At 39.3% G+C, this 12571-nt stretch carries 13 protein-coding genes; 7 read left to right on the forward strand and 6 right to left on the reverse strand.

The features are described 5' to 3' along the window. The first annotated feature begins 15 nt into the window (after positions 1-15). Positions 16-1533, forward strand: coding sequence for an OmpP1/FadL family transporter (locus FNH22_RS18135; RefSeq protein WP_143399847.1), 1518 nt, complete (start codon positions 16-18; stop codon positions 1531-1533). 167 nt (positions 1534-1700) lie between these two features. Here the strand turns inward: FNH22_RS18135 and FNH22_RS18140 are convergent, their stop codons facing one another. The 3 genes from FNH22_RS18140 to FNH22_RS18150 are packed head-to-tail and all read right to left on the reverse strand — an operon-like array spanning position 1701 to position 3841. After that, positions 1701-2207, reverse strand: a complete 507-nt coding sequence (locus tag FNH22_RS18140; RefSeq protein ID WP_185154280.1) for a shikimate kinase — start codon at positions 2205-2207, stop codon at positions 1701-1703. Continuing rightward, positions 2200-3297: a BT_3928 family protein gene (locus tag FNH22_RS18145; protein ID WP_143399849.1), complete on the reverse strand. Its 1098-nt coding sequence runs from the start codon at positions 3295-3297 to the stop codon at positions 2200-2202. Before FNH22_RS18145 ends, FNH22_RS18140 begins: the two co-directional genes overlap by 8 nt. Beyond that, a complete protein-coding gene (locus tag FNH22_RS18150; RefSeq protein WP_143399916.1) occupies positions 3290-3841 on the reverse strand; it encodes a DUF1599 domain-containing protein in 552 nt (183 codons plus the stop codon). Before FNH22_RS18150 ends, FNH22_RS18145 begins: the two co-directional genes overlap by 8 nt. A 38-nt stretch (positions 3842-3879) precedes the next feature. On the opposite strand from FNH22_RS18150, the gene folP reads away from it, so the two are divergent. Both folP and cdaA read left to right on the forward strand, forming a co-directional pair. Next, positions 3880-4737, forward strand: a complete 858-nt coding sequence (folP, locus tag FNH22_RS18155; protein WP_255518090.1) for a dihydropteroate synthase — start codon at positions 3880-3882, stop codon at positions 4735-4737. Positions 4738-4751: 14 nt separating this feature from the next. Beyond that, positions 4752-5639 carry a diadenylate cyclase CdaA gene (gene cdaA, locus FNH22_RS18160; protein ID WP_143399850.1) on the forward strand — a complete coding sequence of 296 codons (888 nt, stop codon included), beginning with the start codon at positions 4752-4754 and terminating at the stop codon, positions 5637-5639. Positions 5640-5665: 26 nt separating this feature from the next. On the opposite strand, the gene kbl is transcribed toward cdaA, so the two are convergent. Then, entirely contained in the window at positions 5666-6859 is a 1194-nt protein-coding gene (kbl, locus tag FNH22_RS18165) for a glycine C-acetyltransferase (protein ID WP_143399851.1), read from the reverse strand. After that, positions 6859-7185, reverse strand: a complete 327-nt coding sequence (locus FNH22_RS18170; RefSeq protein WP_143399852.1) for a hypothetical protein — start codon at positions 7183-7185, stop codon at positions 6859-6861. The genes kbl and FNH22_RS18170 overlap by 1 nt, the downstream gene beginning before the upstream one ends. 114 nt (positions 7186-7299) lie before the next feature. Between FNH22_RS18170 and FNH22_RS18175 the strand changes: the two genes are divergently transcribed. Then, positions 7300-8247, forward strand: a complete 948-nt coding sequence (locus tag FNH22_RS18175; protein ID WP_143399853.1) for an NAD-dependent epimerase/dehydratase family protein — start codon at positions 7300-7302, stop codon at positions 8245-8247. Here the strand turns inward: FNH22_RS18175 and FNH22_RS18180 are convergent. After that, positions 8233-8859, reverse strand: a complete 627-nt coding sequence (locus tag FNH22_RS18180; protein WP_143399854.1) for a T9SS type A sorting domain-containing protein — start codon at positions 8857-8859, stop codon at positions 8233-8235. The genes FNH22_RS18175 and FNH22_RS18180 overlap by 15 nt on opposite strands. A 366-nt stretch (positions 8860-9225) precedes the next feature. Between FNH22_RS18180 and FNH22_RS18185 the strand changes: the two genes are divergently transcribed. The 3 genes from FNH22_RS18185 to FNH22_RS18195 are packed head-to-tail and all read left to right on the forward strand — an operon-like array spanning position 9226 to position 12567. Further along, the gene (locus FNH22_RS18185; RefSeq protein ID WP_143399855.1) at positions 9226-10011 is read left to right on the forward strand and encodes an enoyl-CoA hydratase-related protein; all 786 of its coding nucleotides are present in this window, start codon (positions 9226-9228) and stop codon (positions 10009-10011) included. Position 10012: 1 nt separating this feature from the next. Continuing rightward, positions 10013-11512, forward strand: a complete 1500-nt coding sequence (locus FNH22_RS18190) for a polysaccharide biosynthesis C-terminal domain-containing protein (RefSeq protein WP_255518091.1) — start codon at positions 10013-10015, stop codon at positions 11510-11512. A gap of 50 nt (positions 11513-11562) precedes the next feature. Continuing rightward, complete coding sequence (locus tag FNH22_RS18195; protein ID WP_143399857.1) at positions 11563-12567, forward strand: sugar phosphate nucleotidyltransferase; 1005 nt, start codon at positions 11563-11565, stop codon at positions 12565-12567. The last annotated feature ends 4 nt before the right edge of the window (positions 12568-12571 follow it).

Genomic DNA, 12571 nt, shown 5'->3' on the forward strand with positions numbered 1-12571 from the left:
TTCTAATTAAACGTTATGAAAGTTCTAGCAACGCTTATAAAAGTAAGCCTTATATTGGTATGCGCTCAAGTGGCTGTATTCGCACAAGACGCCACTAATTTCTCCTCCACAGTACTCAATCTATCCAGGATCAATAATGGAGGTAGTGCACGAATACTGGGACTTGGAGGGGCGCAAACGGCCATTGGAGGGGACATAAGTTCCGTATCGTCCAATCCAGCCGGATTAGGGTTCTTTAACCGATCGGAAGTATCGTTCAGTATGCAATTCAATAGCATCTCAACTTCGTCCAGCTACTTGGGAAACACAAGAAATGATTCAAAATTAAACTTTAACCTTCCAAATTTAGGAGTGGTGATCAAGAATAAAGGAGAAAAGGGAAAGTGGAAAAGTCAGTCTTTCGGCGTAAGTATTAACCGTATGGCAGACTTCCAAAACCGTATTACTTATCAGGGCAATACCTTTCTCGAAATAACACCTGATAATCGCCCGGTCGATTTTCTGGATCAGGCAGTTTTTGATACGGAATTGAATGGTAATACCCCCAGTTTTTTCAGTGATTTTGCTGAGTTGGCTTATAACACATTTCTTACCGAGGTCTTTGAAGATGCCGATAATCCAGGTGAATTTTTTGTAGATCGTAACATTCTTGACAGTCAAACCGGCGAACCCAGATTTCCCACCGAAGAATTTCCTACCACCCAGCGCGAGACTATTGATATTAGAGGTGCCAGTTCTCAATTCAGTATTTCTTATGGAGCCAATTACGATGATATATTATACATAGGAGCTGGAATCGGCATTGCCAGTTTTAACCAGGAGGTGGAACGTATTTTCACAGAAAGACCCATAAGAACGGACCTATCTGAATTAGCACTAACAGACGTTTATGAACAAAGTGGAATAGGCATTAACGCTACGCTGGGGATTATCGCCCGACCTGTTGATGAGGTACTATTAGGGTTGAGCTATACCTCTCCTACTTACTATACGGTCACACAAGATCAGGAACTCGTACTGAATTCTGTATTTACAGATGGGGACAATTTTGAAGATGGGATTATCTTTGAAGCATTCGACTATAGTATTACCACGCCTTCAAGGTTAAAAGGTGGTGCAACTATTTTTATCAATAAAAATGGTTTTATAACGGGTGAAATAGAATATGTAGATTATACAGGTGGGCGCCTCTCGCGTGCAGATGACGGGCTATCGTTTGACGGCGACAATCAGACGATCAATACCTTTAATAATGCTTTCAATTACCGGGCCGGAATGGAATATCGATATGACATTTTCAGACTTAGAGGTGGTTTTGCTTACCTCAATGACCCTTTCAATAATAGCTTAAATGAAGAAGAACGTCAGATCACCTTTGGAGCAGGTATAAGGAAAAAAGACTTTTATTTCGACGTGGCCGTGGCTAGTGTTACTAATCCTGAATCAGATGTAATTCCCTATCCCTTTGCACCTGTAGCTCTTGTAGAGAATAATCGAACAAGGATTACTTTCACAGCCGGATTTAAATTTTAACTACAACTGACTGTTCACGAGTTATTACGTCCTCTCTTTTCAGATTTGAAAAATACATTAATCATTGGCCTTAATTGACTGATCACATAGTTTTTTTATCTCCAAAACCAACACCACTCCCTGATCATTACAAGGATAAGGATGGAAATCAGACAGACTATCAGATTCTACTTCAAATCTAACGCAGTAACAACATCCATGACGGTAATTTCCGGCCCTGTGATCTTTATTTTAGCTTTCCTGTAAATATCGATCCGCTCCCTGTAGGTAATTTCCAATTGTTGAAAAAGATCATTTTCAATACCGATTTTGGGTCTTTGTGCAAGGTCAGTAGCCCTCAAACGTTTTATGAGGTGATCTAAGGGCACATCGATAAACACGGATAATCCATGCGCATTGATAAACGTCATATTATCATAAAAGCAAGGTGTTCCACCTCCTGTGGATAGTAGAAATTTAGGATGCTGTAAAGTGATCTTTTCTAATTCTCTTTTCTCTGCTTGTCTGAAATAATCTTCTCCTTCAGCTTCGAAGATCTCTTTTATAGTTTTATTTTCCCGCTTTTCTATTTCCTCATCCAAATCCAGGAACATAAGGCCATATTCAATAGCCACCTCTCTACCTAAGGTAGATTTGCCTGAACCAGGCATCCCAATGAAAAATATCTTATCCAAGGAGTTCTGAGATTTCCCTGGCGGAAGGAATGTCATGATAGTGCCACTTTCCTAATACTGTACCATTTCTCAACAGCATAACCCCAGGGTCTGACCGGATCATTGCCTTCAATACAGTAGCATCCGTGAAAAAAAACGGTGCCGCCAACTGGTGTTCATGACGGAAATTTTCAAAATCCGCCTCAGATGAGGACGTTAACATCATAGTTTCAGCGGAAACCGAACTAATCAAAGCACTTAATTGCTCTGCTGTTTCATTATCTGCTTCTGCAGTATAGAAAACGAGAATGAGTTTATCCCCCTGAAAGGTTTGTTCGGTATAGTCATCGCCATCTGTACCAATTACCTGATAGTCCGTAATCTTAGGCGTGGAAGCCTTTTCATTTAAAATTTTGGATGATACATATTCATATCCCTGATCAGGACTGTAATATTTGGTAGAGGTCACCTCTTCACCATCCTTCATAAAAGTATATTCCAGAACAGGACTTTCTTTGGCTATCATATTAGCAGGAATATTGTTCCCGATTTTATAGGGTCTGAAATCAATAAATGGCAAATGATCCACAGCATATTTACCAACAATGAAGCATATTAAAGTCGTACCTACTATGATAGCAGTAGAAGGTAAACTTCTGAATAATCCACTATACTTTTTTCGATACCAAAAAAGATGAAGTATAAAGACCATTAAGATGACATCTTTATAAAAAGATTGCCAGGGTGTAAGTGGAATAGCATCTCCAAAACAACCGCAATCCGTGACCTTATTAAAATAAGCAGAGTAAAACGTTAGAAATGAAAAAAACACCATTAACCCAAGAAGCACCTTGGTAGTCCACTCCATTTTATAAAAAAGCAGCACCGACACACCCAATACTACCTCCAATATTATAATGACAAATCCTAACGGTAAGGCTGCCGGTATAAACCATTCAAATAAAGTGCTAAAGTCATTCGAAAAAACCTGGAAGTAATCTTGTAGTTTGATCTTTGTACCTACAGGATCATTTAGCTTGATAAGCCCTGAAAAAATAAAGAGTCCTCCTACGAAAACCCTTGAAAAGAGATCAACGATTTTTCTAAACATGTTTTACAAAATTTAATTTGATCAGACAGAATACTGCGTAGTTGATCATATCCTGATAGTTAGCCTCTATCCCTTCTGAAACCAGTGTTTTACCTTGATTATCTTCTATCTGCTTCACACGAAGTAATTTCATAAGTATGATGTCCGTTATACTATTCACGCGCATTTCTCGCCAGGCCTCACCATAGTCATGATTCTTATTGGTAAGCAAATTCAGTGTCTCAGCACTGATCTTATCATAAAGTGGATTCAGTTCCTTGTGGGACATATTCAGGTTACTATTGTCCTTCAATTCTATTTGCATAATAGCCATGATGCAATAGTTGATAATGGCCACAAACTCATCAGAAATGTCCTCGTCTACTTTTTGCTCTCCTTTTTCCTGGATAGAGCGAATTCGCTGTGCTTTAATGAAGATCTGATCTGTTAGAGAAGGTATACGTAAAATACGCCATGCAGTGCCATAATCTTTCGTCTTCTTTTCAAATAGCGCTTTACACTCCCCTATAACCTGCTTATATTCGCTAATCGTTTTATCTATCAATTTCAACCAATAATTAGAATTTAATCCCGTTTATAAAGGTGGCGAAAGTTACAGCTTTTTCGACTAAAATGATACTCAACATCAGGGGAAATCTGGTGATACTGGACAGCCCGAAGGTGATGGGTATTATCAATGCTACGCCGGATTCTTTTTACCACGGAAGCAGATCTCTTAACGAGACGGAGGTGTTAAAAAAAACAGAACTTATGGCTTCAGAAGGTGCTTTTATAATAGACATCGGTGGTTACTCTTCACGTCCCGGCGCTGATGACCTTACGGAGGAAGAGGAATTGAACAGAGTATTGCCACACATCGCGAATATTCGAAAAAGGTTTCCTGAATTATACATTTCCATTGATACTTTTCGATCAAAAGTGGCTAAAGAAGCTATTTTAAATGGCGCAGATGTTGTCAACGACATTTCGGGAGGAGAATTAGACTCAATAATGTTTGATACAGTCGCTGAACTACAAGTTCCATATGTCATGATGCATATGAAGGGCACTCCTCAAGACATGAATAAGCAAACTAACTATAAAGACTTGCTGGCCGACATATTTTTATTCTTTCAAAGAAAGGTTACAGAATTACGTCAAAAGGGATTAAAAGATATAATTATTGACCCAGGTTTTGGGTTTGCAAAAACTATGAAACAAAACTACCAGGTACTGGGTCATCTGGAGTTTTTTAAAACACTGAGCGTACCGTTACTCGTGGGGTTATCAAGGAAGTCAATGATATACAAAGCGCTTGAGACTACCCCGGAAGAAGCACTCAATGGGACTACTGCCTTAAACATGGTCTCATTGCTGCGTGGTGCCGACATTTTGCGCGTTCATGATGTAAAAGAAGCAATGGAAACAGTCAAATTGTTTAACTTAACGTACAATAACTAAGAAGTAGAGCTTAAGTGATATTTTTATTTAGCATAGGGTTTTTGGAGATCAGTTGGGTGGATATTATTGATATCTTACTGGTCAGTATCCTGCTATATCAAATCTACAAGCTCATGCGGGGTAGTGTAGCCATTAAGATCTTTCTGGGAGTACTGTCTGTGTATTTGGCTTACCTAATTGTAAGGGCGGCCCAAATGGAACTTTTAAGTTTGATTTTGGGACAATTTATGGGAGTTGGTGTATTAGCCGCCATTATTCTTTTCCAGCCTGAAATACGAAAATTTTTACTTTTGGTAGGTAAGACCACCGATTTTAATAAAGCCAGTTTTTTGAGCAACTTACTGGTATGGAAAAAAAAGGACGAACGCGAAGCATTTAATATTACACCAGTAATAGAGGCCTCAAAAACACTGGGAGGGACAAATACAGGTGCATTAATCGTTTTCTCACGAGACTCTGAATTACGATTTTATTCAGAATCCGGGGATAAAATAGATGCCTTTCTTTCTAAAAGATTATTACTGGCCATTTTCAATAAAAACAGCCCCCTTCATGACGGCGCAGTGATCGTATATAAGGGCAAGATCAAGGCAGCAAGGTGTGTGCTTCCCGTTTCAGAAACTGAGACTCTTTCAGCGCAATTCGGATTACGCCACAGAGCTGCTCTTGGGATGTCTGAAATAACGGACACTATGGTACTCATAGTATCGGAAGAGACCGGACAGTATTCTATTGCCAGAAATGGAATACTTTCGCATAACTTATCCCCGCTTGAATTGCGAAAAATGATAAATGATTATCTTACCGATATTCCGCGTAATCTTCGTGAAGTAGAAGATTCCACTAAAGAAGAGACACAAACTTCAAGTGCAATAGGTGCGGAAGCTAAGGCTGGCGCCTAAGCCACCGCAGCCTCTTATAATATAGACTAGATTACATTTAACTCTTTACCGACTTCTGTGAATGCCTGTATGGCTCTGTCAAGATGACTTCTTTCATGGCCTGCAGAAATCTGGACCCTTATTCTTGCCTGACCTTTTGGCACTACCGGATAAAAGAAGCCAATAACATATATGCCTTTTTTAAGTAACGCATCTGCAAATTGTTGAGAAAGCGGGGCATCATACAACATAATAGGAACAATAGCATGCTGCCCCGGCTTAATATCGAAACCTGCTTTTGTCATTTCAGAACGGAAGTAAAGTGTATTTTCCTCTAGCTTATCCCGTAATTCAGTAGTCTCACTTAGCATATCAATTACGGCTATTGAAGCACCTGTAATTGATGGCGCCAGGGTATTAGAAAAGAGATAAGGCCGAGATCTTTGCCTTAACAGTTCAATTATCTCCTTTTTCCCAGAAGTAAATCCTCCCGAAGCACCGCCTAAAGCCTTGCCCAATGTACCTGTAATGATATCCACTCTGTCCATCACATCACAATGCTCATGCACTCCACGGCCAGTCTTACCCATAAAACCGGTAGAGTGGCACTCATCCGTCATGACCAAAGCTCCATATTTATCTGCCAGATCACATATCTTATCAAGCTGGGCAATAGTACCGTCCATCGAAAACACGCCATCTGTGACAATAATTTTTTGCTTAGCTCCGGACTCATCAGCATCTCTAAGCTGTTTTTCCAAATCCATCATGTCATTGTGCTTGTATCGATAACGCATAGCTTTACATAATCTGACACCATCTATGATCGATGCATGATTTAATGCATCCGATATAATGGCATCTTCGGGCCCAAATAGCGGCTCGAAAACTCCACCATTAGCATCAAAAGCTGCCGCATAAAGAATGGTATCTTCCATACCCAAAAATTGTGATATCTTTTTTTCCAACTCTTTATGAATATCCTGGGTACCACAAATAAATCTGACAGAAGACATACCATATCCATGAGTGTTAATAGCCTGTTTTGCAGCCTCAACTACTTTCGGATGGGAGGAAAGCCCCAGATAGTTGTTTGCACAAAAGTTTATCACTTCCTCGCCTTCCTCTGTCTTGATATCAGCTCCCTGAGGGGTAGAAATAATTCTTTCTTTCTTGAAGAGTCCGGCTTCTTTTATTGAAGCAAGTTCTGCTTCCAGCACCGGCTTTAATTTGTCATACATTATTCGTCGCTTTTTGGTCTTTTAAAAATCGGTTTGGTACTGGCCATTTTTGGTTTTGCTGAAGTAACAGGCTTAGGCTTTACCTTAGATTGAGTGACCTTAACAATAGGTTTCGCCGCCTTCTTAACTTCTTGAGACGATACATCAGTGACAGCAAGAGGATATTTTCTTCTCACCGGGTTGATCAAATACAGTTTTTGAGCTACAAAGCTTTTAGGGTGCATCTGTTCATACAGTCCCTTCCATTGCGTCCATAATTCAGGTTCATGTTGCTTAAAAGCATCACCGTCAATTTTTTTTTTCGTCAAAAAATCTTCCCAGACCATGTGGCAAATATAAAAACTTTGTCGATAGCTTTATATGTACATTTCAATCGTTTACGATTTGGTTTAACACACTTTAAATTCCTAATTTCACGGCTTAGATTTGAATGAAATTTTATGAGTAAGGTATTAGTTATTGGCGCTTTTGGTCAGCTTGGTTCTGAACTCACTACAGCCCTTAGAAATATCTATGGTGATAACAACGTAGTTGCCTCGGACCTGAAAGAACCACAGGATATTCTTTCAGCGGGGCCAACAGAACAGCTGGATGTAAGAGATAAGCAGACTCTGTCACAAATTGTTGATAAACACGGCATCACTCAAATATATCATCTGGCTGCCATACTTTCAGCCAAAGGTGAGTCCGACCCGAAATTTGCCTGGCAACTTAATATGGACAGCCTGATAAATGTGTTAGAATTAGCACGTGAAAAGCAATTGGATAAGATTTTTTGGCCAAGTTCAATTGCTGTCTTTGGACCTGGTACGCCTAAACAAAATACGCCTCAGGATACAGTGATGGATCCCAATACGATATATGGTATCAGCAAACTGGCAGGAGAACGCTGGTGCGCCTACTATTTTGAAAAGTATGGCGTAGATGTAAGAAGCCTGCGCTACCCAGGCCTTATAGGCTATAAAGCCAAGCCAGGTGGGGGTACAACGGACTATGCTGTTGATATCTTTTACCAGGCCATTGAGCATGGCACATATGAGTGTTTCCTGAAATCGGACACCTACCTTCCCATGATGTACATGAGTGACGCCATCAAAGCCACCATAGAGCTAATGGAGGCTGACAGATCAAAGGTTAAAGTTCGTTCCAGTTACAATGTTAGTGCATTGTCTTTCTCTCCGGACGAATTAAAAAAAGAGATAGAAAAGTTCATCCCTGAATTTTCTATGTCATATAGGCCTGACTTCAGACAAGAAATTGCCGAGTCCTGGCCAAGTTCCATTGATGACACCGAGGCCCGTGAGGACTGGGGTTGGCAGCATGATGTTAATCTCAATCGAATGACTCAGACTATGTTGGACGGATTAAGAACGCTAGCGAATCACTAACCTTTTAGTTTTTTGAATGTTACCAACATTTGCCTGTACCATGTAGATACCAGGTAAAGCATTCTCCCCTAATGAGACAGTAGAAAAATACCCAGATACGGTTCCCTTGTCAATAGCTTCTCCCTTCAGGTTAACGATGCTAATGCTGACTTTTTCGTTGCTATCTACGCCCATGATCACTTCGATAACACCTTGGTTTCCCGATATTGATGGAAAAATATGCATTCCATTTTTAGTCATGTTGCTCACGTAAGTCACCACGGTCGTAAAGAAAGTCTCTTTTCCATGGTAATCTGTATTTACCAATCTGTAATATGCTTTACCGTTCAAAGGAGTGGTATCATTAAAAGCATATTCCAACTCAACAGAACTATTGCCACTACCTCTGACCATACCAATAGCTTCATAATGAATGCTATCCAATGATCTTTCTACAGTAAAAAATTCGCTATTTATTTCAATAGTTGTTAACCATTTAAGTCTAATGGAGCTTTTATTCACATCAGCTTGAAAATAATCAACTAAAGTCTGCGGAAAGGGTGTAGTTACGTATTGTGTCAAGCTTTCTTTTTTAGCTACTGTACTACCTTCATAAATATATAAATTTTGCATTTACTGAACTGAAACCTATTACCATCAGCGCAACCACTATCATCTTATTCATCATTGGCATCTACTTAACTTCTCTCAAATAAATAATCAAAGCTACGCAGTAGCTGGCCTTCTTATAAAGAGCAGAAAAGCGTAATTTTAGTTAAGTAGTTTAACCGAATATGCTTTACCAGGTAATGCTGAAAGGTCTTTGAAATTACAAGCTCAAGCCATTTTAAAATTAAAATGACTATAATTTCACAGAAAGTATGATCTCTTTTATTCTTAGGGTTGATCCAGATCATCAATTTAATCTGAGGGCTTTACTACTTTGTTTTTACATTATGCAATGTCTTGTATCTTTGAATCAATCACTTTGATAGACCTATGACTCTATATAACAATCTAAAAACCGAATTATTAGAGGGAATTCTGACTGTAACCATTTCCAGGCCGGCAAGTCTGAATGCACTGAATATCGAAACCATGTCAGAATTAAAAGCTGTAATGGAAGATGTTTATAACAATAAAGATATACAGGGAGCAATATTTATAGGGGACGGAGAAAAGGCATTTGTAGCTGGCGCGGATATCACGGAAATAGCTGATCTCAATGAATTAAATGCACGCAAGTTCGCAGAAAATGGTCAAGAGGTATTTTCCATGATAGAAGAAAGTGAAAAACCGGTGATTGCTGCTGTAAACGGCTTCGCACTCGGCGGCGGATGTGAGCTGGCAATGTCATGCCATATTCGCATCGCATCGTCAAATGCCAAATTCGGTTTGCCGGAAGTAAGCCTGGGCATTCTGCCGGGTTTTGGTGGTACACAACGCCTTACGCAACTGGTGGGTAAAGGAAAAGCGCTGGAACTAATGGCTACTGGTGATATGATCACTGCAGATCAGGCACATTCAATTAGATTAGTGAACCATGTGACTCAAACCAGAGAAGAATTACTCATTTTGGCCAATACCATTATGTCCAAAATAACGGCAAAAGCTCCATTGGCTGTTGGGATGGTAATCAATTGTGTGAATGCTTTTTTCTCACCGGAGGAAAACGGATACCAAACGGAAGCTAATAGCTTTTCACACTGCACTAAAACAGAAGATTTCAAGGAAGGAACCACTGCTTTTTTAGAAAAACGAAAACCTGAATTCAAGGGCGAATAATTTGAGTCAGCTTCAAAAACTAGCTGGACATACAGTCATCTATGGAGCTAGCAGTATCTTAGGCCGCATGCTTAACTACCTGCTTGTTCCTTACTATACAAAAGTTTTTGACACCGCTGAATATGGTATTGTCACGGAGTTTTATGCTTATGCAGCCTTTTTTAATGTAATATATACGTATGGGTTGGAAACAGCCTATTTTCGGTATGCCTCTATTAATCGTAACAATGAAGCCTCTATTTACAGCACAGCCACTTCCTCCATATTTATCACTAGTATAGGCCTGTCTGTTTGCCTATCACTTTTTGCCACACCAATAGTAACATTACTTCAGTACCCGGGTAAAGAATACTATGTGTACTGGCTATCTGCTATTTTCGCTTTAGATGCTATAGTGGCCATCCCTTTTGCCAAACTGCGGATAGAGAATAAGGCCAAACTATTTGCTATCGCCAGGTTGGTAAATATCATGGTTAATATTGGTCTGAACCTTTTCTTCATATCCTTCTGCAGTTCTGTTTTTAAAGGAGACTACCTACCCACATTAAAACCCTGGATTGAAAAAATATACAACCCTGGGTTTGGTGTAGAGTATGTTTTTTTATCCAACCTAATTGCAAATGCACTGTTTCTGATACTTCTATGGCGACCACTGAGTCAATTGAGACTAAGAATCAAATGGCATTTGTTAAAGCCGATGTTAAGGTATGGCTATCCTATTCTTTTCACCGGTCTGGCCTATGCCACTAATGAAATGCTCTCACGAGGCGCTTTAAAATATTGGCTGACACCGAATGTATATTCTGGTTTTACTAACATGGAGGTACTTGGCATTTTTGGTGCGGTCTATAAACTTTCCATTTTTATGACCTTGGGAATTCAAGCTTTTCGTTATGCGGCTGAACCCTTTTTCTTTTCTCAAGCAGGTAATAAGCAATCACCCCAGTTATTCAGTAAGGTAATGCACTGGTTTATAGTATTTGGGTGTTTTATATTTCTAGCCATTAGCCTCAATCTGGATATTCTAAAATACCTATTGCGTAACCCGGATTATAGAATGGGAATAGATGTTGTCCCCATGTTATTAATGGCAAATCTTTTCTATGGGATCTATTACAATCTGTCTGTTTGGTATAAGCTCACGGACAAAACCTATTATGGCACATGGATCACAATTGTTGGGGCCATCACTACCATTACACTCAATTATCTCGTTATACCTGTTTATGGTTTTCATGGAAGTGCCTTTGTAACACTTATTTCATTTGCTTTAATGACCGTTATCAGCTACCTGGCCGGTAAAAGACATTACCCAATACCTTATAAAACTTTAAGTGGATTGGGGTATATCACAGTTACTTCCATCATTGCCTATTTGCTCCTCACCATACAGATAGAAAATTTTGTACTCTCCAAAACGCTCCATTTCATAGTAATAATCTCCTTTGCACTTGTCGTGCTCAGATTGGAAAAAGACAATTTGCCTGCTAAAACGACTTGAATTTTATTAGCTTTGCGCCTTCATAATTTTTCAATCAAAGCTATCGTATAATGAACGTAGTGATCCCAATGGCGGGAAGGGGTACACGCTTAAGGCCCCATACTTTAACCGTTCCCAAACCTCTGATACCTATTGCAGGAAAACCTATCGTCCAACGACTGGTAGAGGATATTGCACAGGTTTGTAACGAAAAAATTGATAAAATAGGCTTTATCATCGATAGAAATTTTGGAGAAGAGATAGAGGATAATCTTCAAAAAATAGCCAACGAGGTAGGTGGCGAAGGTTACATTTATTATCAAGATGATAAATTAGGTACTGCTCACGCTATTTTATGCGCTCAGCAGCTACTGGAAGGAAACGTGGTGGTAGCCTTTGCAGATACTTTATTTAAAGCAGACTTCGTACTGGACACCAGTCAGGACGGTATCATATGGGTGCAGCAGGTAGACGACCCTTCGGCTTTTGGTGTGGTGAAATTAGACGATGATGAAGTGATATCAGATTTTGTAGAAAAACCGCAAGATTTCATTTCTGATCTGGCTATAATAGGCATTTATTATTTTAAGGATGCTGTCACTCTAAGAACCGAACTACAGCATCTTATTGACCGTAACCTTAAAGTGAAAGGTGAATATCAGTTAACTGATGCCCTTGAAAGCATGAAAGAAAAAGGGACAAAATTTATTCCCGGAGTAGTATCAGAATGGCTGGATTGTGGAAACAAAAATGCAACTGTTTATGCTAACAAGCGATATTTAGAATATTTAAGCAAGGAAGAACTTATCGATCCATCTGTTCAAAAAAAGAACGCTGTGATTATCCCTCCTGTTTATATCGGCAAAGATGTAATTGTAGAAAATAGTGTGATTGGTCCACATGTTTCTATCGGTGATAGTACTGTGGTGAAGAACAGTATTATTCAGAATTCCATCATACAAACCCACTCAGACCTTAATAATTTGAATATTAAAAACTCTATGATTGGGAATTTTGTTAATTTCAAAGGTAGGCAAGAAGACCTCAGTTTAGGAGACTACAACGTTTTGATATAAATCC

Origin of the sequence: Fulvivirga sp. M361, assembly GCF_007097395.1 — a bacterium.
GTDB lineage: Bacteria > Bacteroidota > Bacteroidia > Cytophagales > Cyclobacteriaceae > Fulvivirga.

Bases quoted from the DNA above. Each gene is read 5' to 3' on its own strand.
- FNH22_RS18135 (WP_143399847.1), top strand. From the start codon at position 16: ATGAAAGTTCTAGCAACGCTTATAAAAGTAAGCCTTATATTGGTATGC.
- FNH22_RS18145 (WP_143399849.1), bottom strand. From the start codon at position 3,297: ATGTTTAGAAAAATCGTTGATCTCTTTTCAAGGGTTTTCGTAGGAGGA.
- kbl (WP_143399851.1), bottom strand. From the start codon at position 6,859: ATGTATGACAAATTAAAGCCGGTGCTGGAAGCAGAACTTGCTTCAATA.
- FNH22_RS18170 (WP_143399852.1), bottom strand. From the start codon at position 7,185: ATGGTCTGGGAAGATTTTTTGACGAAAAAAAAAATTGACGGTGATGCT.
- FNH22_RS18175 (WP_143399853.1), top strand. From the start codon at position 7,300: ATGAGTAAGGTATTAGTTATTGGCGCTTTTGGTCAGCTTGGTTCTGAA.
- FNH22_RS18180 (WP_143399854.1), bottom strand. From the start codon at position 8,859: ATGCAAAATTTATATATTTATGAAGGTAGTACAGTAGCTAAAAAAGAA.
- FNH22_RS18185 (WP_143399855.1), top strand. From the start codon at position 9,226: ATGACTCTATATAACAATCTAAAAACCGAATTATTAGAGGGAATTCTG.
- FNH22_RS18195 (WP_143399857.1), top strand. From the start codon at position 11,563: ATGAACGTAGTGATCCCAATGGCGGGAAGGGGTACACGCTTAAGGCCC.